Source organism: Streptomyces ziwulingensis, from assembly GCF_039542605.1.
Taxonomy (GTDB): Bacteria; Actinomycetota; Actinomycetes; order Streptomycetales; family Streptomycetaceae; genus Streptomyces; species Streptomyces ziwulingensis.
The window spans coordinates 52358-77111 of sequence record NZ_BAABIG010000032.1; the positions used below are offsets into that span (position 1 = coordinate 52358).

Annotated in this window: 16 protein-coding genes; 4 read left to right on the forward strand and 12 right to left on the reverse strand. The window is 70.2% G+C overall.

Translation table 11 applies throughout. The annotated features are described in order from the left end of the window. Nucleotides 1-25: 25 nt before the first annotated feature. Nucleotides 26-1042 (reverse strand): PLL family lectin, encoded by a 1017-nt coding sequence (locus tag ABEB00_RS17390; RefSeq protein ID WP_345620638.1) that lies wholly within the window; start codon nt 1040-1042, stop codon nt 26-28. Between the two features lie 69 nt (nt 1043-1111). Between ABEB00_RS17390 and ABEB00_RS17395 the strand changes: the two genes are divergently transcribed. Beyond that, a complete protein-coding gene (locus ABEB00_RS17395; protein WP_345620639.1) occupies nt 1112-1492 on the forward strand; it encodes a PIN domain-containing protein in 381 nt (126 codons plus the stop codon). Between the two features lie 170 nt (nt 1493-1662). Here ABEB00_RS17395 and ABEB00_RS17400 read toward each other — a convergent pair whose 3' ends face one another. From ABEB00_RS17400 to ngcE, 10 genes are all read right to left on the reverse strand, one after another. Next, nucleotides 1663-3117: an ArnT family glycosyltransferase gene (locus ABEB00_RS17400; protein WP_345620640.1), complete on the reverse strand. Its 1455-nt coding sequence runs from the start codon at nt 3115-3117 to the stop codon at nt 1663-1665. Between the two features lie 103 nt (nt 3118-3220). Then, the gene (locus ABEB00_RS17405) at nt 3221-4732 is read right to left on the reverse strand and encodes an amino acid permease (RefSeq protein ID WP_345620641.1); all 1512 of its coding nucleotides are present in this window, start codon (nt 4730-4732) and stop codon (nt 3221-3223) included. Between the two features lie 135 nt (nt 4733-4867). Next, entirely contained in the window at nt 4868-6796 is a 1929-nt protein-coding gene (gene dxs / locus ABEB00_RS17410; RefSeq protein ID WP_345620642.1) for a 1-deoxy-D-xylulose-5-phosphate synthase, read from the reverse strand. 193 nt (nt 6797-6989) lie between these two features. Continuing rightward, nucleotides 6990-8282: a sugar ABC transporter permease gene (locus ABEB00_RS17415; RefSeq protein WP_345620644.1), complete on the reverse strand. Its 1293-nt coding sequence runs from the start codon at nt 8280-8282 to the stop codon at nt 6990-6992. Beyond that, nucleotides 8279-9070, reverse strand: coding sequence for an ATP-binding cassette domain-containing protein (locus tag ABEB00_RS17420; protein ID WP_345620645.1), 792 nt, complete (start codon nt 9068-9070; stop codon nt 8279-8281). The genes ABEB00_RS17415 and ABEB00_RS17420 overlap by 4 nt, the downstream gene beginning before the upstream one ends. Nucleotides 9071-9261: 191 nt before the next feature. After that, nucleotides 9262-10365, reverse strand: coding sequence for a substrate-binding domain-containing protein (locus ABEB00_RS17425; protein ID WP_345620675.1), 1104 nt, complete (start codon nt 10363-10365; stop codon nt 9262-9264). Between the two features lie 133 nt (nt 10366-10498). Continuing rightward, on the reverse strand, nt 10499-11710 hold the full coding sequence (locus ABEB00_RS17430) for an ROK family transcriptional regulator (protein ID WP_345620647.1): 1212 nt from the start codon (nt 11708-11710) through the stop codon (nt 10499-10501). A 181-nt stretch (nt 11711-11891) separates the two neighbouring features. Continuing rightward, entirely contained in the window at nt 11892-12827 is a 936-nt protein-coding gene (locus tag ABEB00_RS17435) for a carbohydrate ABC transporter permease (protein WP_345620649.1), read from the reverse strand. A gap of 2 nt (nt 12828-12829) precedes the next feature. Continuing rightward, complete coding sequence (locus tag ABEB00_RS17440; protein WP_345620651.1) at nt 12830-13756, reverse strand: carbohydrate ABC transporter permease; 927 nt, start codon at nt 13754-13756, stop codon at nt 12830-12832. A gap of 82 nt (nt 13757-13838) precedes the next feature. Then, nucleotides 13839-15347, reverse strand: a complete 1509-nt coding sequence (gene ngcE, locus ABEB00_RS17445) for an N-acetylglucosamine/diacetylchitobiose ABC transporter substrate-binding protein (RefSeq protein WP_345620653.1) — start codon at nt 15345-15347, stop codon at nt 13839-13841. 472 nt (nt 15348-15819) lie between these two features. Here ngcE and ABEB00_RS17450 point away from each other — a divergent pair, with 472 nt between their 5' ends. Beyond that, nucleotides 15820-19632 (forward strand): GH92 family glycosyl hydrolase, encoded by a 3813-nt coding sequence (locus ABEB00_RS17450; protein ID WP_345620656.1) that lies wholly within the window; start codon nt 15820-15822, stop codon nt 19630-19632. A gap of 135 nt (nt 19633-19767) precedes the next feature. Here the strand turns inward: ABEB00_RS17450 and acnA are convergent, their stop codons facing one another. Next, entirely contained in the window at nt 19768-22482 is a 2715-nt protein-coding gene (gene acnA / locus ABEB00_RS17455) for an aconitate hydratase AcnA (protein ID WP_345620658.1), read from the reverse strand. Between the two features lie 373 nt (nt 22483-22855). On the opposite strand from acnA, the gene ABEB00_RS17460 reads away from it, so the two are divergent. Together ABEB00_RS17460 and ABEB00_RS17465 are read left to right on the forward strand one after the other, a co-directional pair. Further along, nucleotides 22856-23047, forward strand: a complete 192-nt coding sequence (locus tag ABEB00_RS17460) for a DUF4236 domain-containing protein (protein ID WP_345620660.1) — start codon at nt 22856-22858, stop codon at nt 23045-23047. A 64-nt stretch (nt 23048-23111) separates the two neighbouring features. After that, nucleotides 23112-24641, forward strand: a complete 1530-nt coding sequence (locus ABEB00_RS17465; protein WP_345620661.1) for a helix-turn-helix domain-containing protein — start codon at nt 23112-23114, stop codon at nt 24639-24641. Nucleotides 24642-24754 lie beyond the last annotated feature (113 nt).

Consider the following 24754-nt stretch of genomic DNA (forward strand, 5'->3'; position numbering starts at 1 on the left):
TCTCCCTCGTTCTGTCTCCCTCGNCTCAGATCTCCTGCCAGGCCCGCAGCGCCAGCCCCGGTTCGTCCTTCCGCCGGGTCAGGAGGACCTGCCCGGTCGACGGGGAGCGGGTAGCCGCGACCACGTCGCCGGTCTCGTCCAGGGTGAGCGCGGGCTCCGCGTCCGGCGCGAGGGGCGGTCCGGACTCGGTCCACCAGGCACCGGCCCGCTCGTCCTCGGTGGGGTGGGCGGCGAAGGCCACCCGGCCGCCGGCCGCGCGCTGCGCCAGCAGGGTGACGTCGTGGCCCTCGATCAGGCAGCGGACGGCGGCGGCCGGGCCCGGACCCGCGGCGGTCAGCAGGGGTACGGGTTCGGCGCCGGGACGCCAGGCGCACAGCCGGCCGGCGTCGTCGGTGAAGTACAGGGTGGTGTGCTCGGCGGAGGTGGCCAGCGCCCGCAGGGTGCCCGGACGGACGGCGGCCCGGGCGGTGTCCGTCGGGACCGGCGGCACGCCGGGCCGCTCCTGCGTCCAGTGCAGGAGCGTGCCGGCGCCGGCCGCGTACAGCTCGATCCGGCCGGACTCCCCGGTCACGGCGACGGGTTCCTCCTCCGGGCCGTCGCCGTCGAGGACGCACCAGGGGTTCCAGCCGCCCTTCACCTTCTGGACCCGCATGGCCAGCCGACCGCCGGTGTCCCGGACGAAGAGGTGGGCGCGGCCCTGCGCGTCGACGGCGACGGCGGGATCGCCGGTCCGTCCGCCCTTCTTGTCCGGGTGGCCCACCGGTTCCCAGTCCAGGGGCGCGAGGCGGGGCCGGAAGTGGGTGGAGTGCACCAGACCGGACTCGCCGGACCCGGTGGGCCGCCAGGCCACGAGGTGGGCGTAACCGTCCTCGCCCTGTCCCACCGCGAGGCCGGGGCGCAGCTTCTGGTCGCCGCCGATCCTGCGGGGCGCCTCCCAGGGACCGCCGGGTCCCCGCTCGGCACGGCACAGCACGGCGTCGCCCGACGGCAGATAGACGCAGAGGCGGCCGTCACGGCCGCGCAGGAGCCAGTCGCCCTTCACCGGGTCACTCTAAGCGGGGCGGGTGCGGCCGTCGTCGGGCGGGGCCCGGGGTCGTGCGACCCTGGCGGCATGGACGACAACCCCGTGCCGCTCGTGATCGTCGACGCCGCCAACGTGGTCGGGTCGGTGCCGGACGGCTGGTGGCGGGACCGGCGCGGGGCCGCCGAGCGGCTGCGGGACCGGCTGGCGGCGGACGGGGTGCCGGGGCGGCCCGGCCCGCTGGAGCTGGTCCTGGTGGTCGAGGGCGCGGCGCGCGGCGTGGCCTCCGTGCCCGGGGTGCGGGTGGAGGACGCGCCGGGCAGCGGGGACGACCACATGGTCGACCTGGTCGCGGAGGCCGGTGACCGCCCCGTCCTGGTGGTCACCGCCGACCGCGAGCTGCGGCGCCGGGTGGGCGAGTGGGGCGCCGAGGTCACCGGCCCGCGCACGGTCCGCCCCGGCCGGGACTGACCGCCCCCTTCTCGCCCCCTTCCCCCGGCAGCGGCGCCGCCCGGCTTCCGTCACGGGCGGCGCGTCTCCGTCACGGGCGGCGCGTCTCCGTCACGGGCAGCGCGTCTCCGTCACGGGCGGCGCGCATCCTTCACGGGCGGCGCGCATCCGTCACGGGCAGCGCGTCTTCGTCACGGGTGGCGCAGCAGGACGTACAGCGCCGCCCCGTCCACCGTCCCCGCCGGTGCGTACCGTGCCGCCAGCAGCCGGCGCAGGGTCGGCAGGCGGTCGGGGGCGTACGGCCCGCCCCGGGAGTCGTCCAGGATCAGGGCGGGCGGTCGGGCGGTCAGTTCGCGGCGGAGGACGGTCCAGGTGCCGGGCACGGCGTACCGCTCGCCGACGCGGGCGCGGGCCCGGCCGCCGCTGTGATTGGTGAGCAGTCCGGCCGTCAGGAACCGGGTCGCCGGGGTGCGGTCGGCGAGCCAGTACGTCTCCGGACGCATGCCCCAGACCAGGACGCGGTCGGCGGGGGCGGTGCGGCGGGCGACGGCGTCCGCCAGGCGCCGGGTGTGGTCGAGTCCGCCGCGGGGTGCGAGCAGGCCCCAGGTCAGGAAGAGGGCGCAGCACAGGGCCGTGGCGCGGACCGCGCGGGCGGTGCGCTCGCGGGGCGAGGCCGACAGCCCGGCGGTGGCCAGCAGCACCAGCGGGGGCAGCGGCTGGAGGTAGTAGTGGCCGAAGAAGTGCAGGCCGGTGACGACCGCCAGGGCCGACGCGGCGAGCCACAGCCACAGGTCGGCGGTCCCCCGGCGGGCGCCGCGCGCGGCCCGGACGAGGGCCGGGAGCAGACCGGCGCAGGCGACGGCCACGATCGCGGTGTTGCCCAGCGCCCGGCCCAGTACATGACCGGCGGAACCCGAGAAGGAGGCGTAGCTGCCGGAGCCGGTGACCGTCCAGAAGAGGAACCCGGCCGGGTCGGTGGCGAGGGCGGCGCCGAGGGCGGGGGCGGCCGCCGCGGCGAGGGTGCGCCAGGGCGAGCCCCGGCGGGCCGCGCAGAGCCACAGCACCGGCAGCAGGACCGCCCCGCCGGTCTGCTTGGCGAGGAACGCGCAGCCGGCGGCGGCTCCGGCGGCGCCCCAACGGCCCCGGTCGGCGCACCACAGGGCGAGGGCCGTGCCCGGCAGCATGAACACCTCGAAGGTCGCGGCCTGCGCGTCCTCAGGGTTGAGTCCGACGGAGACCAGCAGGTACAGCACCCCGGCGGTGCGGCCCGCCCGGTCGCCCCAGCGGCGCCGGGCGAGTGAGGCGAGGACCGCGGCCGTGCCGAGCTGGGCGAGGATCGCGAGGACGCGCACTCCGGCGAGGGTGTCGGAGCCGGTCAGCGCGAACGCGGCCTCGTACAGCCAGGGCACCAGCGGGGGTTTGCGGTCGACGACCGTCTCGTAGAGCCGGCCGCCGTCCGCGAGCAGCCGGGCCTGGACGGCGAGATGGCCCTCGTCGGGGTTCCACACCGGGCGGGTGAAGGAGGGGACGCGGGTGAGGCAGGCCAGCGCGGCGAGGAGCGGCAGCAGCCGGGTCCAGTAGGCGGCCCGCGTCCCCGCCCGCGAGATGTCCACGGAGGGTGACGGGGTGAGGAGCTGGGCGCGCATGGCCGCACGCTATCGGGCCCCGCGGTTCCCTTGATGAGGGACATACGGGGCCCGGTGGCGTTCGTCCGGCGGCCGGTCGGCGGCCGACCGGCTCTCGCGGTGATTACTTGGTGTCGTGACCCGCGGGCTCGGCGGGGGTGTGCTCGCCTCGGGCCAGGAGGCTGTGCGTGCGGCCGTAGAGGAAGTACACGACGATGCCGATGACCATCCAGACGCCGAACCGGACCCAGGTCTCGGCGGGGAGGTTCAGCATCAGCCACAGCGAGGCGGCCACCGAGACGATCGGCAGCACCGGCACCAGCGGGGTGCGGAAGGCCCGGGGCAGGTCGGGGCGGGTGCGGCGCAGGATGATCACGCTGACCGCGACGATGATGAACGCGAAGAGCGTGCCGATGTTGACCAGCTCGGCCAGTTCGCTGAGCGAGGTGAAGCCCGCGACGATCGCGATGATCACGCCGAGCAGGATGGTGGGCCGGTAGGGGGTCCTGAACCGGGGGTGGACGCGGGAGAAGAAGCGGGGCAGCAGCCCGTCGCGGCTCATCGCGAAGAAGACCCGGGTCTGGCCGAGCAGCAGGATCATGCAGACCGTGGTCAGGCCGACGGCGGCGCCGAAGCTGATCACGCCGGAGAAGAAGGGGTGCCCGGTGGATTTGAAGGCGTCCGCGAGAGGGGCGTCGATGGAGAGCTTGCTGTAGTGCTGCATGCCGGTGACGACGACCGACACGAGGACGTACAGGACGGTGCAGATGGCCAGTGAGCCGAGGATGCCGCGGGGCATGTCGCGCTGCGGGTTCTTGGTCTCCTCGGCGGCCGTGGCGACGATGTCGAAGCCGATGAAGGCGAAGAAGACGACGGAGGCGGCGGTGAAGACGCCCATCACCCCGAAGTTGGCCGGCGCCCAGCCGAACATGAGCTGGATCAGCGGCGAGTGCAGCCCGCCGCCCGCTTCCTGCGGCTGCGACTTCGGGATGAACGGGTCGTAGTTCGAACTCTTGATCATGAAGGCGCCCGCGATGATCACGACGAGGACGACGGCGACCTTGATGGCGACGACGACCGAGGTGATCCGCGCCGACAGCTTCATGCCGAGGACCAGGACGGCGGTGAGCACCAGGACCAGCGCGGCGGCGAGGAGGTCGAAGCCGAACCCCTCCGCCCCGTCCCGGCCGCCGAGCGCCGCCGGCATCTGCCAGCCCGCGTTGTCGAGCAGCGAGCGGATGTACCCCGACCAGCCGACGGCCACCACCGCCGTGCCGAGCGCGAACTCCAGGACCAGGTCCCAGCCGATGATCCAGGCGGGCAGCTCACCGAGGGAGGCGTAGGAGAAGGTGTACGCCGAGCCGGCCACCGGGACGGTCGAGGCGAACTCGGCGTAGCACAGCGCGGCGAGCGCGCAGACGACTCCGGCCACCACGAAGGCCAGCGCCACGGCCGGTCCGGCGTTGTTCTTGGCGACGGTGCCGGTCAGCACGAAGATGCCGGTGCCGATGACGACACCGACGCCGAAGACGGTCAGGTCCAGCGCGGACAAGGACTTCCTGAGCGCGTGCTCGGGCTCCTCGGTGTCGCGGATGGACTGCTCGATCTTCTTCGTCCTGAAAAGGGTGCTGCTCACAAAGAACCTCCCACGCTTGTCGTCCTCGACATGATCGAGAGGGGGCGTACTGCGTATGCCCCGGCGTGAGCGGATTCACACGGACGGGCCGGTTTCACCACCGCAACGGGTGGCGGAACCGGCCCGTCCGGCAGGTCAGTCGCGGGTGGCCTCCACCGAGTCCACCTGGGCGCCGGCCCGTTCGTAGCGTCCGTCGAGCTTGGCGACCAGGCCGGTCACCTGGCGGGCGATGTCCGGCGCGGTGAGCCCGATCTCGGCCAGCACCTCGGCGCGGGAGGCGTGGTCGAGGAAGCGCGGCGGGATGCCGAAGTCGCGCAGCGGCACGTCGACGCCCGCGTCCCGCAGGGCCTGGGCGATCGTGGAACCGACGCCGCCGACCCGGGAGTTGTCCTCCACGGTGACGACCACGCGGTGGCGCTCGGCGAGCGGGGCCAGCGCCTCGTCGACGGGCTTGACCCAGCGCGGGTCGACGACGGTGGCGGTGATGCCCTGCTTGTTCAGCAGGTCCGCGATCTCCAGGCACATCGGGGCGAGCGCGCCGACGGAGACCAGGAGCACGTCCGGGGTGCCGGTGCCCGCCTCGCGCAGTACGTCCATGCCGCCGACGCGGCCCACGGCCGGTACGGCGGGGCCGACGGCGCCCTTGGAGAAGCGGACCACGGTGGGCGCGTCCTCCACCGCGACGGCCTCGCGGAGCTGGGCGCGGACCTGGTCGGCGTCGCGCGGGGCGGCGAGCCGGAGGCCGGGGACGACCTGGAGGATCGACATGTCCCACATGCCGTTGTGGGAGGCGCCGTCGGTGCCGGTGACGCCGGCCCGGTCCAGCACGAAGGTCACCCCGCACTGGTGCAGGGCCACGTCCATCAGCACCTGGTCGAAGGCGCGGTTGAGGAAGGTGGCGTAGACGGCGAAGACGGGGTGCAGGCCGCCGTGGGCGAGGCCCGCGGCGGAGACGGCGGCGTGCTGCTCGGCGATGCCGACGTCGTACACCCGCTCGGGGAAGCGCTTGGCGAAGCGGTCCAGGCCGACCGGCTGGAGCATGGCGGCGGTGATCGCGACGATGTCCTCGCGCTCCTCGCCGAGCTTCACCATCTCCTCGCCGAAGACGGAGGTCCAGTCGGCGCCGGAGGTGGAGACCGGCAGGCCGGTGTCGGGGTGGATCTTGCCGACGGCGTGGAAGCGGTCCGCCTCGTCCTGGAGGGCGGGCTGGTAGCCGCGGCCCTTCTCGGTGAGGCAGTGCACGATGACCGGGCCGCCGAAGCGCTTGGCGCGCAGCAGCGCGGACTCCAGTGCCTCGATGTCGTGGCCGTCGATCGGGCCGACGTACTTCAGGCCGAGGTCCTCGAACATGCCCTGCGGGGCGATGAAGTCCTTCAGCCCCTTCTTGGCGCCGTGCAGCGTCTCGTACAGCGGCCGGCCGACGACCGGGGTGCGGTCGAGGATGTCCTTGGTGCGGGCCAGGAAGCGCTCGTAGCCGTCGGTGGTGCGCAGGGTCGCCAGGTGGTTGGCGAGGCCGCCGATGGTGGGCGCGTAGGAGCGCTCGTTGTCGTTGACGACGATGACGAGCGGGCGGTCCTTGGCCTCGGCGATGTTGTTCAGCGCCTCCCAGGCCATGCCGCCGGTGAGCGCGCCGTCGCCGATGACCGCGACGACGTGCCGGTCCCGTTTGAGGACCTCGTTGGCCTTGGCGATGCCGTCGGCCCAGCCGAGGACGGTGGAGGCGTGGCTGTTCTCGATGACGTCGTGCTCGGACTCGGACCGCGCGGGGTAGCCGGACAGGCCGCCCTTCATCTTCAGCCGGGCGAAGTCCTGGCGGCCGGTGAGGAGCTTGTGCACGTAGGACTGGTGGCCGGTGTCCCAGAGCACCTTGTCCTTCGGCGAGTCGAAGACCCGGTGCAGGGCGAGGGTCAGCTCCACCACGCCGAGGTTGGGACCGAGGTGGCCGCCGGTCTTGGAGACGGCGTCGACGAGGAAGGTCCGGATCTCGCGGGCCAGCTCGTCCAGCTCCGGTGGGCTGAGCCGGTCCAGATCGCGCGGTCCCGTGATGCGGGTCAGCAGCGGCACCCGTGCCTCCTTGCAGTAGAGCTGTTCCCGGGCTTGTCGAGTCTAATGTTCCGCTCCGCCCGAAGGTGTCCGGACGGTGCGTCGTACGTCACGCGTTCGGCTGTACCCCCCGGGCGCGCCGTGCCACGACACGGCTGTGCCCGGCACCGCCGTGGCGCCGGGCACAGGTCGAGAGGGGGACAGCGCCTTTCTGCTAGGCGCGGCCGGCCGTCTTCTGGGTCTTGCGGGTGACCGCGTCGATGACGACGGTCACCAGCAGGACACCACCGGTGATCATGTACTGGACCGGCGAGGCGACGCCCTGGAGGGCGAGGCCGTACTGGATGGAGACGATGACCAGGACACCGAGGAGCGCGTTCCAGGTGCGGCCGCGGCCGCCGAACAGGGACGTGCCGCCGATGACCGCCGCGGCGATCGCGTTCATCAGCAGGTCGCCGGCGCCGGCGCCCTGGTTCGCGGAGGCGATCTTCGAGGCGATGAAGAGGCCGCCGATCGCGGCGAAGGTGCCGGAGATCGCGAAGACCGAGATCCGTACGCCGGTGACGCTGATACCGGCGCGGCGGGACGCCTCGACGCTGCCGCCGAGCGCGAAGACCTTGCGGCCGTAGGTCGTGCGGCGGAGCACGAAGTCGGTCAGCAGCAGGACCACGACGAAGATCAGCACGGCCAGCGGCAGGCCCTTGTACTGGTTGAAGACGATCGCGACCGCGAAGGCCAGGACGGCCAGCAGCACGGTGCGCGCGATGACCTCGCTCAGCGGCCGGGAGGGCACGCCCGCGGCCTCGCGGCGGCGGTTGCCGAAGTAGGCGCTCAGGAAGTAACCGGCGGTCACCACGACGGCCAGGCCGTAGGCGGCGGCGACGTCGGCGAAGTAGTAGCTGGTCAGCTTGGCGACGACGCCCTCGGAGTCGAGGTTGATGGTGCCGTTGTCGCCGAGCACCTGGAGCATGAAGCCGTTCCAGAAGAGCAGACCGGCCAGCGTGACGGCGAAGGCGGGGACGCCGATCCGGGCGAAGAAGAAGCCGTGCAGGGCGCCCGCGGCGGTGCCGGTGAGGATGGCCAGGAGCATGGCCAGCCACTCGTTCATGCCCTGGTTGACGGCGAGTACCGCGAAGACGGCGCCCGCCACACCGCTGACCGAGCCGACCGACAGGTCGATCTCGCCGAGCAGCAGCACGAAGACGATACCGACGGCGATCATGCCGGTGCCGACCATGGCGACCGACATGTCGGAGAGGTTGCCGGCGGTGAGGAAGTTGGAGTTCAGGCTCTGGAAGATGATCCAGATGATCACCAGGCCGAGGACCACGGGGATGGAGCCCAGGTCACCGGACTTCAGCTTGCGCTTGAACTCGCCGACGTAGCCGGCGAGGCCCTGCTCGCGCACGAGCAGCCGGGGGTCTACGACGGTGACGGCGGCGGTGGCCGCCTCCGGGTTCTCCACGGCGTGCTCGTCGGCCGGCGTGGAGGTCTTGTCGATACTCACTTCTGGACCTCCCCAGTGGTGCGCGCCGCACGACGGGTCACGGCGTTGTCCGTGGCACCGGTGATGGCGGAGATGATCTCTTCCTGAGAGGTCGACTTGACCTCGAAGACGCCGTTGTTGCGGCCGAGGCGCAGCACGGCCACCTTGTCGGCGACCGCCTTGACGTCGGCCATGTTGTGGCTGATGAGGACGACGGCGTGGCCGCGCTCGCGCAGCCGCTCGACCAGGTCGAGGACCTGCGCGGTCTGCTCGACGCCGAGGGCGGCGGTGGGCTCGTCGAGGATGACCAGCTTGGGCTCGCCGAGCATGGAGCGGGCGATCGCCACGACCTGGCGCTGACCGCCGGAGAGCGAGGCGATCGGGATGCGGACGCTGGGGATGCGGATCGACAGCGTGTCCAGCAGCTCACGGCTGCGGCGCTCCATCTCCACCTCGTCCAGGACGCCGTAACGGCGCACTTCCCGGCCCAGGTAGAGGTTGCCGACGACGTCGATGTTGTCGCACAGCGCGAGGTCCTGGTAGACGGTCGCGATGCCCAGGTTCTGGGCGTCGTTCGGCTTGTTGATCGAGACGGCCTTGCCGTCCCACTCGATGACGCCTTCATCGATGGGGTGCACGCCGGCGATCGTCTTGACCAGCGTGGACTTTCCGGCTCCGTTGTCGCCCACCAGGGCGACCACTTCACCGGCGTGGACCTCAAGCTCTACATCGGTGAGCGCCTGGACGGCACCGAATCGCTTGGAGACCCCGCGCAACGCCAGCACGGGCGTAGCGGACACGTGAACCATCTCCTTCGCCGCCTGACCCGGCGGGAGGTTGTGCAGAAGTTTTCTGGGGGGGGTGGTGGTCCGTCCGGCGCCCCGCCTAGCTTGCGGGGCTGGGGTGATGCGGGACGCCGGAGGAACGGGGGCGGCGGCAGCCGCGGGCGTCGTCTCACGCCCTACGGGAGGCCGGGCCGCTTGCCGGGGTGCCGGTCGGCCTACTGGAGGCCGGCCTTCTTGCACGCCGCCGCGTACTTGGCGGTGCAGATCTCGTCCAGCGTGTAGATGCCGTCCTTGATGACGGTGTCGTTGATGTTGTCCTTGGTCAGCGAGACGACCGGGACGATGACGGAGGGGACGCCCTTGGTGGTGGCGCTGTCCACCGAGTCCTTGGCGATGGAGTCGAGGGACTCGCCCTTCGCGAGCGCCACGGCCATCTCGGCCGCGACCTCGGCCTCCTGCGGGTAGGACTTGTAGACGCTCATGTACTGCTCACCGGTGATGATGCGCTGCACGCCGTTCAGCTCGGCGTCCTGGCCGGTGACCGGGATGTCGGAGAGGCCGGCGGCCTTCAGGGCGGTGATGATGCCGCCCGCCATGCCGTCGTTGGCGGAGTAGACGCCGACGACCTTGTCCTTGCCGAGGGCGGAGATGGCGCCCTCCATGTTGGCGTTGGCGTTCTCCGGCTTCCACTCCTTGGTGTCGTACTCGCGGCCGATCTTGACCTTGCCGTCGAGGACCGAGTGGGCTCCGTCCTTGAACTGCTTGGCGTTCGGGTCGGTCGCCGACCCGTTCATCATGACGATCTGGCCGTCCTCGGCCTTGTCGCCGAGCGCCTTGAGCAGGGCCTCGCCCTGGGTCTTGCCGACGGTGACGTTGTCGAACGAGGTGTAGGCGTCGATCGGGCCCTCGGCCAGGCGGTCGTAGGCGACGACCTTGATGCCGGCGTCCTTGGCCTTCTTCACCGAGCCGGCGATCGCCTTGTAGTCCACCGCGTCCACGATCAGCACGTCGACCTTGTTGGTCACCATCGTGTCGACCTGCTGGTTCTGGAGGCTGGCGTCCTGCTTGGCGTTGGCGTAGACGACCTCGCCCTTGTTGTCCGTCAGCTCCTTGACCTTCTTCTCGATCAAGGGCTTGTCGAGCTTCTCGTAACGAGCGGTGGCGTTCTCCGGAAGGAGCAGGCCGACCTTGATCGCGTCGCCCTTCTTGGCGGCCGAGTCGGACGAGTCGGCGTTGTCGCCGGACTCCTTGGCGCTGCCGCAAGCGGCGAGCGAGACGGCCATGGCACCGGCGGCAACGGCAACGGCGGCACGACGCATACGCGTGTTCACTTAAAAAACCTCCCTGACGAGGCCGCGTCGTTGCGGCCGAGGTGGCTGGAAGTCAACTCGGCCATACGTGCGACGTCAAGAAGTAAATCCTTAACGAGATGGCAACGGTGCCATCCGTTCTCTAAGTGAAGACGGGGGAGGCAGTGCGCAGAGTGCCGGTCGCGGTTCCGTCCAAAAGGGTCGAATCGCCCATCTCGCTGAGAGCGAGCGCGAGGGCGCCCAGCACTTCCGCACGGCCCCCAAGTGCCCCGGGGAGCACCGAGAGTTGACGGGCGGCGCTGGGGATGGCGTACCGGCCCACGGACTCCCTGATCGGCCCGAGGACCAGTTCGCCGGCCTCCGCCAGATCACCGCCCAGAACCACCCGGCTCGGGTTCAGAAGATTGCAGAGATTGGCGACGCCGCTGCCCACGTGCCGGCCGACATCGGCGATCACCCGGCGGCAGCCCGGGTCGCCGTCCCGGGCCAGGCGGACGACGCCCTCCATGGTCAGGTCGGCGCCGTGACTGGGCTGGAGGAGCGGCAGGACGTACCGGGCGGCGGTGAAGGTCTCCAGGCAGCCGCGGTTGCCGCAGCGGCAGACCGGGCCGGCCTCGTCGAGGGTGATGTGCCCGATCTCGCCGGCCGTGCCGCCCGGTCCCCGGTAGATCTTGCCGTCGATCACCAGTCCGGCGCCGACACCGCTGGCGACCTTGATGTAGGCCAGGTCGCGCACCCCGCGCCCGCTGCCCCAGACCAGTTCGCCCAGGGCGCCGAGGTTGGCGTCGTTGTCCACGTGGACGGGGACGCCGAGCCGCCCTCCCAGCTCCTCGGCGGGCCTGGTGCCGCCCCAGCCGGGCAGGATCGCGGTCGAGCCCAGCGTCCCGGACTCCACGTCGATCGGGCCGGGCACGCCCAGGCCCACTCCCGCGATCTTGGTGCGGTCCACTCCGGTCGCGTCGATCAGGCGGTTGACCAGTTGTTCCGCCCGGTCGAAACCCTGCGCCGAGGAGGCGTCCACGTCGAGCGGCTCGGACTCCTCGGCCAGCACCTGGTGGGCGAGGTTCCCGACCGCGACCCGCAGGTGCGTGTGCCCGAAGTCGACGCCGATGACGATGCCCGCGTCCCCGCTCAGCGAGACGCTGCGGGCCCGCCTGCCGCCCGCCGAGGTGGGCGTGACCTCGACCGTCCCGCCGTCCTTCAGCTCCCGGACGATGTTGGAGACGGTGGCCGCGGACAGTCCCGTCGTCCTCGCGATCTCCGCCTGCGTGAGCGACCCGGCCAGCCGTACGGCACGCACCACCCGCTCCAGGTTGGCTCGGTGCAGCGACGACTGCGACCCCGGAGTCTCCACGACGACCTCCTGCGCCCGGGACCGCATCGATGAGGCCCGGTCTATGTCCAACTAGTGAACTCTAAGCTGAGCCGTTCGGGTCGCCTCCCGTCAAGAGGTTGAACCGCATCCGGGTCACCGGGCGGGCGCGCGCGTGCCGCCCCCGGTGCTCCGGGGGCGGTGTGCGCGGCCGTCACCGGGGCTACTTGAGAGCGCCCGCCGTGAGCCCCTGGACCACCTGCCGCTGGAAGACGAGGTACGCCGCCAGCACCGGCAGCATCGCCATCACCAGGCCCGCGAACAGCCCCGACCAGTCGCCCTTGTACCCCTGGCTGACCGCGAGCTGCACCAGGCCCTGGGTGAGGACGCGCTTGTCCGGGTCGGTGTTGAGCACCGTCGGCAGCATGTACTGGTTCCACTGCCCGAGGAAGTTGAAGATGCCCACGCTGATCAGGCCCGGCCTGGCCATCGGCAGCATGATCTGGAAGAAGGTCCGGGTGTGCGAGGCGCCGTCCACGAAGGCGGCCTCCGCCACCGAACCGGGCAGCGTCCGGAAGAACGCGGTCAGGAAGAACACCGTGAAGGGCAGCGAGTAGGCGATGTAGACGAGGATCAGCCCGTGGATGGTGTTGAGCAGCCCCATGTTGTTCACCACGTAGAACAGCGGGACCAGCGCCAGCATGATCGGGAAGCTCATGCCGCCGACGAACAGGTAGTAGACGAACCGGTTGCCGGGGAAGTCGAAGCGGGCCAGCACATAGGCCGCCATCGAGCCGAGGACCAGCGTGCCGATGAGTGAACCGCCCACCACCAGCACGGTGTTGAGGAAGTAGTCGCTCATGTGGGCCTCGGTCCAGGCCCGTGACCAGTTGTCGAGGTGCAGCGTGTCCGGCAGCGACCAGGGCGAGCCGAAGATGGCGGCGTCGTCCTTGAAGGAGGTCATCACCGCCCACACCAGCGGCAGCGCGACCATGATCGCCCAGATGACGAGGACGCCGTGGGAGAAGACGTTGAGGGTGGTGCCCCGCTTCTTCTCCCCGGCCGGGCGGCGGGCCGGGTCGGTCCTGGTGACGGCGGGGCCGGAGCCGGCCGGTACGGGGGCGGCGGGCTCGGGGGCGGGGGGCTCGGTCGTCTTCATGCTCAGTACTCCAGCCGCTCGCGCCGGCCCAGCTTCATCACGAGGGCCGCGAAGGCCAGCGTGACGACGAGCAGGGCGACGCCGATGGTGGTGGCGTAGGCGGCCTGACCGTCCCGGAACGCCTTCTGGTACACGTACAGGACCATCACGGTGGTCGAGTAGTCGGGTCCGCCGGGTCCGACCGTCATGATCTGCACGACCGCGAACGACTCGGCGCCGAGGGCGAGGATGCCCATGTAGACCCAGCCGGACTGCACGGTGTCCCACAGCAGCGGCAGGGTGACCCGGAAGAACGTGGTGAAGCGGCTCGCCCCGTCCAGCAGCGCGGCCTCGTACAGGTCCAGCGGGATGGAGGCCATGCCGGCCGAGAAGAGGACCACGAAGAAGCCGACCGTGGACCAGACGAGCACCGCCATCACGGCCCACAGCGCCATGTTCGGATCGCCCAGCCACAGCGGCTGCACGGAGTCGAGGCCGATCCCCCGCAGCACGGAGTTGATCGCGCCGCTGTCCGGGTTGTACGCGAACTGGAACAGCAGGGCGACGATGGCGATGGACAGCACCTGCGGGAAGAAGTACACGATCTTGTAGAAGGCGGAGCCGCGGACGCCGGTGATCACCGGGCCGCCCTTCCGCTTCCGCCCGCCCGCGTTGATCATGAAGGAGAGGAACAGCGCGAGGCCGAGCGTCACCAGCGGCACGAGCAGCGCGAAGAGCACGCTGTGCCAGAGCGACTTCCAGAAGATGTCGTCGTCGAGCATCCGGGAGTAGTTGTCGAAGCCGACCATCTCGAAGTCGGGACTCAGGCCGGTCCAGTCCGTGAACGAGTAGTAGATGGACTGGATGAAGGGCCAGACGACGAAGAGGGCGTAGAGCCCGAGCGGGACCGCCAGGAACCCCACGATGAAGCGGTACTTGCCGTGCTGCATGGTTAGCGACCCCGATCCGCGCGCGGGCGCCGCCGGGGCCCGTCCGGCGCGGGCACGCCGGACGGGCCCCGGTGACCCTTGCTCACTGGTGCTTGTAGTGCTTGATCGACGAGTCCTTGGCCGCCTCGTCGGCGAAGTCCTGGATCTTCTTGATGGCCTCCACCGGGGTGAGCCGGCCGGCCATCATCTCGCCCAGGCCGCCCACGCCGATCTGCTCCTTCTGGAGCTTCGCGTACCAGTCCTGGAGGCGCGGGTTGACCACGTTGTCGCCGGCCAGCTCCAGCGCCGCGACTCCGGCCGTCAGGCCGGGGGTCAGCTCGATGCCGTCGGTGCCGCCGTCGTAGGCGGTCAGCGACTTCACCTTCGAGGTGAAGTTCTTCGAGGACGCCTCGCTCAGCATGACGCGCAACTGCTCCATGCCGCCGGCGCCGTTCTTCGCCTTGGCGGGGACGATGAACGGCTCGCCGCCCGAGGCCCAGATGGTGCCGAAGGGCAGCTTGTCCGAGGAGTCGAGGCCGGTGGGCGCGGAGACGGTCACCTCGAAGTCGGCGGGGATGACCTTCGCCGACTCGTTCTCCACCCAGGAGCCGTTGGGCAGGAAGAGGGCGTCACCCTTGGCCCACGCGGTCTGCGACTGGATGTGGTCCAGGCCGGGCGTGCCCCTGAGGACGTAGCCCTTGCGGTACAGCTCGTAGTACGCCTCGAAGCACGCCTTGACCGCCGGGTGCTTCCAGGCGTTCGGCTCCAGGTTGTCGATGGCTTCGAGGACTTCCACGCCGCCGACCTTGGCGATCATCGGGTAGAGCGAGAAGGGGATGTAGTACGGGTACTTGCCCGCGTACGTCCAGCCCGCCATGCCCTTCTTCTTCGCCTTCGCGCAGACCGCGAGCATCTCGTCCCAGGTCTCGGGGTATTCGGCGTCGAGCGAGTCCAGCGCCTTCTTCGAGTACCAGACGCCGTACACGGTGTAGGCGTAGTAGAAGATCCACACCTTCTCGCCGTCGAACTGGCCCATCTCCACGATGCCGGGGCGCAGCGTGTCGCGGACCTTCTTGTCCGGGTCGTCGTAGGAGGGGGCGTCGAGCAGGGCGGTGAGGTCGGCGAGCTGGTTCTTGCCGACGAGGACGCCCATGTCCATCTGCTCGGCACCCGAGTTGTCGATGAGGTCGGGCGGGGTGCCCTGGTTGAACCGGGGCTGGAGGGTGGACTGGATCTTCTGCGTGGCGGAGAACTTCACCTTGGCGTCGGGGAAGTTCTTCTCGTAGATCTTCACCGCGTCCTCGGCGTACTCCTTGCCGAAGCCGCCGTCGAAGAGGACGAACTCCATCTGGGCGCCGCTGTTCACGCCGAGCGGGTTCTTGGCGGTCTTCTCGCCCGCCTCGGCCTTCTCCTCGCCACCGCCCCCGCCCCCGCTCGCACACGCGGAGAGAAATGCCATCGTGGGGACGGAGATCAGGCCGAGCGCGGCGGACCTCTTGATCAGGTCGCGGCGGCCGACACCGGCGGTCGGGTGGATCTCTGTGGTGCCGGCGTTCCCGGTGTTCTTGATGTGGCCGTCGCTGCCGGTGTTCTCGGCGGAAGTGGATCCCATGCTCAAGTCCTCGCCTTCTCCAGGACTCAGGCGGTGAACCGGATCCTCGCCGGCACCGCGTACGGGTCTGGCTGGGTCGTTCAGGAAGTGCGGGAGGTGCGGGAGGTGCGGGAGGTGCGGGAAGTGCGGGAAGTGCGGGAAGTGCGGATCGTGCGGGTGGCGCTTCGGGGGGCACTGTCGGTGGCGCTTCGGGTGGCACGGCGGCGGAGGCGGTTTTCCTCCGGTGGCCGACAGGTATAGTCCACTTCCCGCCAGCGGAGCAAGATCGAGCACAGGGTTGGCCATCGGTCTTTTCCGAGTTGAGACCTGACGGACATTTGAGTGGCCTGTGTGCGCCTTGCCGGAAAAATCCTTGACATAGGCCCCGAATGCCGCAGGCAACACCCTTGACATCCCTCGGCCCTTGACCCACTACTGTTCTTTGCGCACAGGAATTGACAACGTTGTCCAGCGCGCAGGGAGGGTCCTGGAGATGCAGCGCAGAACTCGGCACAGATGGGGTCCGGCGGTCGTGATGACGACCGCTTTCGCGGTGGCTGTGGGCTCGCAGGGCGCGGCGGTCGCCCTGCCCCGGGCCGCCGCCGCGCCGGAGAAGGGGTTCGCGTCCTCGTTCGAGGCGGACGACCCGGCTCCGGACTGGCTGAATACCGTCGACACCGGCCCGGGTGGTACCAAGCGGTCCTCGGGAGTGGACGGCGGCTACAGCACCGGCATTCCCGGCAATGTGAGCGACCACGTCACGGACGTGCGGGCCAGCGGTGAGAACGCGGACGGCGGCGAGGTGAAGGAGAACCTCGTCGACACCGAACCCGGCTCGAAGTGGCTGACGTTCGCGCCGACCGGCTGGGTCGAGTTCGACCTGGACGCCCCGTCCGAGGTCACCCGGTACGCCCTGACCTCCGCCAACGACCACGACGAACGCGACCCGGCGGACTGGACGCTGAAGGGTTCGGCGGACGGCGAGCGGTGGACGACGCTGGACACCCGCTCCGGGGAGTCCTTCGGCGAGCGGTTCCAGACGAAGACGTACGACCTCACCGAGGGCCCGGCGAAGACGGCCTACCGGCACTTCCGGCTGGAGATCGACAAGAACAACGGGGCGGGCGACGCCCTGCAGTTGGCCGATGTGCAACTGTCCACCGGCGGCGACGACACCACCGTCCCCGAGGACATGCTCTCGCTCGTCGACAAGGGCCCGTCCGGCTCGCCGACGGCGAAGGCGGGCGCGGGCTTCACCGGCAAGCGGGCGCTGCGGTACGCGGGCCGGCACACCGCCGACGGCCGGGCCTACTCGTACAACAAGGTCTTCGACGTGAACGTCAAGGTCGACCGGCGTACCGAGCTGTCGTACAAGATCTTCCCGTCGATGGCCGACGGCGACCTCGACTACGACGCCACCAACGTCTCCGTCGACCTCGCCTTCACCGACGGCACCCGCCTCAGCGACCTGGGCGCCACGGACAGCCACGGCTTCCCGCTGACGCCGCGCGGGCAGGGCGACTCCAAGATCCTCTACGTCAACCAGTGGAACAGCGTCGCGTCGGGCATCGGTTCGGTCGCGGCCGGCAAGACGGTCGACCGGATTCTGGTGGCGTACGACTCTCCCAAGGGCCCGGCGAAGTTCCGGGGCTGGCTGGACGACGTGGCGGTCCGGGAGGCGAAGGCCGAGCGGCCGAAGGCGCATCTGTCCGACTACGCGCTGACCACCCGCGGCACCAACTCCACCGGCAGCTTCTCCCGGGGCAACAACTTCCCCGCGACGGCCGTCCCGCACGGCTTCAACTTCTGGACGCCGGTGACCAACGCCGGTTCGCTGAGCTGGCTCTACGACTACGCGCGCGGCAACAACGCGGACAACCTGCCGACCGTCCAGGCGTTCAGCGCGAGCCATGAGCCGAGCCCGTGGATGGGCGACCGGCAGACCTTCCAGGTGATGCCGTCCGCCGCGGCCGGCCCCCCGGACACCGGCCGGGACGCCCGCGAGCTGGCCTTCCGGCACGAGAACGAGACCGCGCGGCCGTACTACTACGGGGTCACGTTCGAGAACGGCCTGAAGGCCGAGATGGCGCCGACCGACCACGCGGCGATGATGCGTTTCACCTATCCCGGTGACGACGCGAGCGTGATCTTCGACAACGTCACCGACCAGGCGGGCCTGACCCTGGACAAGGAGACCGGCACGTTCACCGGCTACTCGGACGTGAAGTCCGGGCTGTCGACGGGCGCGACCCGGCTCTTCGTCTACGGCGAGTTCGACAAGAAGGTCACCGGGGGCGACTCCAGCGGCGTCAAGGGCCACCTCTCCTTCGACGCGGGCAAGGACCGCAGGGTCACCCTGCGCCTGGCCACCTCCCTGATCAGCGTCGACCAGGCCGAGGCGAACCTCCGCCAGGAGATCGGCTCGCGCACCTCCTTCGAGAAGGTCCGGAGCGACGCCCGGAGGCAGTGGGACAGGCTCCTCGGCAAGGTCGAGGTGGAGGGCGCCACCCAGGACCAGCTCACGACGCTGTACTCCAGCCTCTACCGGCTGTACCTGTACCCGAACGCGGGCCACGAGAAGGTCGACGGGACGTACAAGTACGCCTCCCCCTTCCAGAAGATGCCGGAGCCGGACACCACGACGCACACCGGCGCGAAGATCGTGGACGGCAAGGTGTACGTCAACAACGGCTTCTGGGACACCTACCGCACGACCTGGCCGGCGTACTCCTTCCTGACCCCCTCCCAGGCGGGTGAGCTGGTCGACGGGTTCGTGCAGCAGTACAAGGACGGCGGCTGGACCTCGCGCTGGTCCTCCCCCGGCTACGCGGACCTGATGACCGGCACGTCGAGCGATGTCGCCTTCGCCGACGCCTACGTCAAGGGCGTCGACTTCGACGCGAGGGCGGCGTACGACGCGGCGGTGAAGAACGCCACCGTCGTGCCCCCGTCCTCGGGTGTGGGCCGCAAGGGCATGGAGACCTCGCCGTTCCTCGGCTACACCTCCACCGAGACGCACGAGGGCCTGTCGTGGGCGCTGGAGGGCTACCTCAACGACTACGGCATCGCGAAGATGGGCGAGAAGCTCTACCGGGAGACCGGCGAGAAGCGCTACCAGGAGGAGTCCGCCTACTTCCTCAACCGCGCGCAGGACTACGTGCACATGTTCGACCCGAAGGCCGGCTTCTTCCAGGGCAAGGACGCGTCCGGCGCCTGGCGGGTGGACTCCGAGAAGTACGACCCGCGTGTGTGGGGCTACGACTACACGGAGACCAACGGCTGGGGTTACGCCTTCACCGCCCCGCAGGACAGCCGGGGCCTGGCCAACCTCTACGGCGGCCGCTCCGGCCTCGCCGACAAGCTCGACGAGTACCTGGCCACCCCGGAGACGGCCGGCAGCGAGTTCGTCGGCTCCTACGGCGGGGTCATCCACGAGATGACCGAGGCGCGGGACGTGCGGATGGGCATGTACGGGCACTCCAACCAGGTCGCGCACCACGCGCTGTACATGTACGACGCGGCCGGGCAGCCGTACAAGACCCAGCGGAACGTCCGCGAGGTGCTCTCCCGCCTCTACACCGGCAGCGAGATCGGGCAGGGCTACCACGGCGACGAGGACAACGGCGAGCAGTCGGCCTGGTTCCTCTTCTCCGCGCTCGGCTTCTACCCGCTGGTGATGGGCAGTGGCGAGTACGCGGTCGGCTCCCCGCTGTTCACCAAGGCGACCGTGCACCTGGAGAACGGCCGCGAGCTGGTGGTGAAGGCCCCGAAGAACAGCACGAAGAACATCTATGTGCGGGGCCTGAAGGTCAACGGCAAGAAGTGGACCTCGACCTCGCTGCCGCACTCGCTGCTCGCCAAGGGGGGTGTCCTGGACTTCGACATGGGGTCGCGGCCGTCCTCGTGGGGCACGGGCAGGAACGCCGCGCCGGTCTCCATCACCGACGACGACGAGGTGCCGGCCCCGCGCGAGGACGCGCTCTCGGGTGACGGGGCGCTCTTCGACGACACGTCGGGGACGGAGGCGGCCGTGTCCTCGGTGGCCCTGCCGGTGGCGAAGACCGTCAAGGCGGCCCAGTACACCCTGACCTCGCCGGCCGACCGCACGAAGGCGCCGACCGGCTGGAAGCTCCAGGGCTCCACCGACGGCACGACCTGGCGCACCCTGGACACCCGCTCCGGCGAGTCCTTCGCCTGGGACCGCCAGACCCGCGCGTTCTCGGTGAAGACACCGGGGAGGTACGGGAAGTACCGGCTGGTGCTGGACGGGGAGCACACGCTGGCGGAGCTGGAACTGCTGGCCTGACCGGGCGCGAGGGCCGCGTCCTCGCGGTCCCTCGCGGTCCCCCGCGGTCCCCCGCGCGAAGAGGCTGAGGGCCGCACCCCCGTCACCGGGGGTGCGGCCCTCAGCCTCTGTGACTACCGTGTCGCGCCGTGCGGGCTACTTGCGGATCAGGCTGCGCAGCACGTACTGCATGATGCCGCCGTTGCGGTAGTAGTCCGCCTCGCCGGGGGTGTCGATGCGGACGACCGCGTCGAACTCGACGCCGGTGTCGGTGGTGACCTTGACCGTGCGGGGGGTCGTGCCGTCGTTCAGGTCGGTGACGCCGGTGAAGTCGAAGGTCTCCTCGCCGGTCAGGCCGAGGGAGGCCGCGGACTGGCCCTCCGGGAACTGGAGCGGCAGGACGCCCATGCCGATGAGGTTCGAGCGGTGGATGCGCTCGTAGGACTCGGCGATGACGGCCTTGACGCCGAGCAGCGCGGTGCCCTTGGCGGCCCAGTCGCGGGAGGAGCCGGAGCCGTACTCCTTGCCCGCGAGGACGACCAGCGGGGTGCCCTGCTCGATGTAGTGGCGCGAGGCGTCGTAGATGAAGGAGACGGGGGCGTCCTCCTTCGTGAAGTCGCGGGTGTAGCCGCCCTCGGTGCCCGGCGCGATCTGGTTGCGCAGGCGGATGTTGGCGAACGTGCCGCGGATCATGACCTCGTGGTTGCCGCGGCGCGAGCCGTAGCTGTTGAAGTCGCGGCGCTCGACGCCGTGCTCCGTGAGGTACTGGCCGGCCGGGGTGTCGGCCTTGATGGCGCCGGCCGGCGAGATGTGGTCGGTGGTGACCGAGTCGCCGAGCTTGGCGAGGACCCGGGCGCCGGAGATGTTCTCGACCGGGGCCGGGTCCATCCGCATGCCCTCGAAGTACGGGGGCTTGCGCACGTAGGTGGACTCGGCGTCCCACTCGAAGGTGTTGCCGGTCGGGATCGGCAGCGCCTGCCACTGGGCGTCGCCGGCGAAGACGTCGCTGTAGGACTTGGAGAACATGTCCTCGCCGATGGCGCTGGCGACGACCTCGTTGACCTCGGCCTCGGTGGGCCAGATGTCCTTGAGGAAGACCGGGTTGCCGTCGGTGTCGGCGCCCAGGGCATCCTTGGTGATGTCCACCTTCATGGAACCGGCCAGCGCGTAGGCGACGACCAGCGGCGGGGAGGCCAGGTAGTTCATCTTGACGTCGGGGTTGATGCGGCCCTCGAAGTTCCGGTTGCCGGAGAGGACCGAGGTGACGGCGAGGTCGTGCTCGTTGACGGCCTGCGAGACCTCGTCCGGCAGCGGGCCGGAGTTGCCGATGCAGGTGGTGCAGCCGTAGCCGACGAGGTTGAAGCCCATCTTGTCGAGGTACGGGGTCAGGCCCGCCTTCTCGAAGTAGTCGGTGACGACCTTGGAGCCCGGGGCGAGGGTGGTCTTGACCCACGGCTTGCGGGTCAGGCCCTTCTCGACCGCCTTCTTGGCCACCAGGGCGGCGGCGACCATGACGTACGGGTTGGAGGTGTTGGTGCAGGAGGTGATGGCCGCGACCGTCACCGCGCCGTGGTCCAGCTCGTAGGTGCTGCCGTCGGGGGCGGTCACCAGCACCGGGTTGGACGGCACACCGTCGGTGACGGCCGGGGCGTCGGAGGCCGGGAAGGACTCCTGGCCCGCCTCGTCGACGCTGTCCACGTAGTTGCGGACGTCCTGCTTGAACTGCTCGGCGGCGTTCGCCAGGACGATGCGGTCCTGCGGGCGCTTCGGGCCGGCGATGGAGGGCACGACCGTGGAGAGGTCCAGCTCCAGCTTCTCGGAGAAGTCCGGCTCGGCCGCCGGGTCCAGCCAGAGGCCCTGCTGCTTGGCGTACGCCTCGACCAGCGCGACCTGCTGGTCGCTGCGGCCGGTCAGCCGCAGGTAGTTCAGCGTCTCGTCGTCCACGGGGAAGATCGCGGCGGTGGAGCCGAACTCCGGGGACATGTTGCCGATGGTGGCGCGGTTGGCCAGCGAGGTGGCGGCGACGCCCTCGCCGTAGAACTCGACGAACTTGCCGACGACGCCGTGCTTGCGCAGCATCTCGGTGATCGTGAGGACGAGGTCGGTGGCGGTGGTGCCGGGGGTCAGCTCGCCGGTGAGCTTGAAGCCGACGACGCGCGGGATGAGCATCGAGACCGGCTGGCCGAGCATCGCGGCCTCGGCCTCGATGCCGCCGACGCCCCAGCCGAGGACGCCGAGGCCGTTGACCATGGTGGTGTGCGAGTCGGTGCCGACCAGGGTGTCGGGGTACGCCTTGCCCTCGCGGACCATGACGACGCGGGCCAGGTGCTCGATGTTCACCTGGTGGACGATGCCGGTGCCGGGCGGGACGACCTTGAACTCGTCGAAGGCGGTCTGGCCCCAGCGCAGGAACTGGTAGCGCTCCTTGTTGCGGCCGTACTCCAGGTCGACGTTCTGCTTGAAGGCGTCGTCGGTGCCGAACTTGTCGGCGATGACGGAGTGGTCGATGACCAGCTCGGCCGGGGCCAGCGGGTTGATCTTCGCGGCGTCGCCGCCCAGCTCCTTGACGGCCTCACGCATGGTGGCGAGGTCCACGACACAGGGCACGCCGGTGAAGTCCTGCATGATCACACGGGCGGGCGTGAACTGGATCTCCTGGGACGGCTGCGCCTGGGAGTCCCAGTTGCCGACGGCCCGGATGTGGTCGGCGGTGATGTTCGCGCCGTCCTCGGTGCGGAGCAGGTTCTCCAGCAGCACCTTCAGGCTGTAGGGAAGGCGCGCGGAGCCCTCGACCTTGTCCAGCCGGAAGATCTCGTACGACTCGTCGCCCACCTGCAGCGTGCTGCGGGCGTCGAAGCTGTTCGCCGACACGACAGTCTCCTTCATTCATGTGCGCGTTCCACCGCGTCCTGCCGCCACGCCACCCTGGCCGATCCGCTAAGGTAGGGGCTAAGTTAGGTAACCCTTACCGCCGGACTCGAAACCGGAGTCGAAAGCGGCGTACGGCTGCGGTGCGCCTCGGCAGATATCTCGATGTCGAGATAACTCTAGTACATGAGGGCGGTCCGGTCATGCCCGGACCCCGTGTGGCGTGCGCCCCACAGCCCCGCCGGGGACCCCCGCACCCTTTCGGCGACCCCGTGCGCGAAACCTCCGGCCCGAGCGACCCGGAGTGCCATCTCTCCGCGGACTCGGGGTAGCAGGGTGGTGCCGGGCGGTCCGGCACGCCTTGGAAGGAGCCACGATGCCCCTCACGTTCCGCAAGAGTTTCCGGATACTTCCCGGAGTGCGTCTGAACATCAACAAGCGCTCCTGGTCCATCACCACCGGCGGCAAGAACGGCCCGCGCCAGACGCACAGCAGCACCGGACGCCGTACGACCTCGGTGGACCTGCCCGGGCCCTTCGGCTGGCGCCGCACCACCAAGCGCCGCTGACCGGTCGTCACCCGAACGACCCCCCGGAGATGCGCCATCTCATATCTGAGATAACCTCAGACTCATGGCAGACGACTACCTCGTACGCATCGGCAAGCTCATCCGTGACGCCAGGCAGCACCGCGGCTGGACACAGTCGCAGCTCGCGGAGGCGCTCGGCACCAGCCAGAGCGCTGTCAACCGGATCGAGCGCGGCAATCAAAACATCAGCCTTGAGATGATCGCCCGAATCGGTGAAGCACTCGACAGTGAGATCGTCTCTCTGGGCTACGCGGGGCCGATGCACCTGCGGGTGGTCGGCGGCCGGCGCCTCTCCGGGGCCATCGACGTCAAGACGAGCAAGAACGCGTGTGTGGCCCTGCTCTGCGCCTCCCTGCTCAACAAGGGGCGCACGGTGCTGCGCAGGGTCGCCCGCATCGAGGAGGTCTACCGCCTCCTGGAGGTGCTCAGCTCGATCGGCGTGCGCGCCCGCTGGATCAACGGCGGCGTCGACCTGGAGATCGTGCCGCCGGCCGAACTGGACCTGGCGGCCATCGACGCCGAGGCGGCGGTGCGCACCCGGTCCATCATCATGTTCCTCGGCCCGCTGCTGCACCGCGCGGACCGCTTCATGCTGCCGTACGCCGGCGGCTGCGACCTGGGCACCCGCACCATCGAGCCGCACATGATCGCGCTGCGCCGGTTCGGCCTGGACATCGCCGCGACCGAGGGGCAGTACCACGCGGTGGTCGACCGCTCGGTCCGCCCCGACCGGCCGATCGTGCTGACCGAGCGGGGCGACACGGTCACCGAGAACGCGCTGCTGGCCGCCGCCCGGCACGACGGCGTCACCGTCATCCGCAACGCCTCCTCCAACTACATGGTCCAGGACCTGTGCTTCTTCCTGGAGGCGCTCGGCGTCCGCGTCGAGGGCGTCGGCACCACGACGCTCACCGTGCACGGCGTGCCGGTCATCGACGTCGATGTGGACTACTCCCCCTCCGAGGACCCGGTGGAGGCGATGAGCCTGCTGGCCGCGGCGGTCGTCACGGAGTCGGAGCTGACGGTCCGCCGGGTCCCGATCGAGTTCCTGGAGATCGAGCTGGCGGTCCTGGAGGAGATGGGCCTCGACCACGACCGCACCACGGAGTACTTCGCCGACAACGGCCGTACCCGGCTGGTGGACCTGACGGTGCGGCCCTCCAAGCTGGAGGCGCCGATCGACAAGATCCACCCGATGCCGTTCCCCGGCCTGAACATCGACAACGTCCCGTTCTTCGCGGCCATCGCCGCCTCCGCGCAGGGCAAGACCCTGATCCACGACTGGGTCTACGACAACCGCGCGATCTACCTCACCGACCTCAACCGCCTCGGCGGCCGGCTCCAACTCCTCGACCCCCACCGGGTCCTGGTCGAGGGCCCGACCCGCTGGCGCGCCGCCGAGATGATGTGCCCGCCGGCCCTGCGCCCGGCCGTGGTCGTCCTCCTGGCGATGATGGCGGCCGAGGGCACGTCGGTGCTGCGCAACGTGTACGTGATCAACCGGGGGTACGAGGATCTGGCGGAGCGGCTGAACTCGGTGGGGGCGCAGATCGAGATCTTCCGGGACATTTGATGTGAGGATGCCGCCGCACCCCGTCTGACCTGCGATGCAACGGGTCAGGGAGGGGTGCGGCGGCATCTCTGGGACTTCTCTGGGACTTTGGGCCCCCGGCGGGCCACGCTCCA

Bases quoted from the DNA above. Each gene is read 5' to 3' on its own strand.
- ABEB00_RS17395 (WP_345620639.1), top strand. From the start codon at position 1,112: ATGGACGACAACCCCGTGCCGCTCGTGATCGTCGACGCCGCCAACGTG.
- ABEB00_RS17400 (WP_345620640.1), bottom strand. From the start codon at position 3,117: ATGCGCGCCCAGCTCCTCACCCCGTCACCCTCCGTGGACATCTCGCGG.
- ABEB00_RS17420 (WP_345620645.1), bottom strand. From the start codon at position 9,070: ATGGTTCACGTGTCCGCTACGCCCGTGCTGGCGTTGCGCGGGGTCTCC.
- ABEB00_RS17425 (WP_345620675.1), bottom strand. From the start codon at position 10,365: ATGCGTCGTGCCGCCGTTGCCGTTGCCGCCGGTGCCATGGCCGTCTCG.
- ABEB00_RS17435 (WP_345620649.1), bottom strand. From the start codon at position 12,827: ATGAAGACGACCGAGCCCCCCGCCCCCGAGCCCGCCGCCCCCGTACCG.
- ABEB00_RS17440 (WP_345620651.1), bottom strand. From the start codon at position 13,756: ATGCAGCACGGCAAGTACCGCTTCATCGTGGGGTTCCTGGCGGTCCCG.
- ngcE (WP_345620653.1), bottom strand. From the start codon at position 15,347: ATGGGATCCACTTCCGCCGAGAACACCGGCAGCGACGGCCACATCAAG.
- ABEB00_RS17450 (WP_345620656.1), top strand. From the start codon at position 15,820: ATGCAGCGCAGAACTCGGCACAGATGGGGTCCGGCGGTCGTGATGACG.
- ABEB00_RS17460 (WP_345620660.1), top strand. From the start codon at position 22,856: ATGCCCCTCACGTTCCGCAAGAGTTTCCGGATACTTCCCGGAGTGCGT.
- ABEB00_RS17465 (WP_345620661.1), top strand. From the start codon at position 23,112: ATGGCAGACGACTACCTCGTACGCATCGGCAAGCTCATCCGTGACGCC.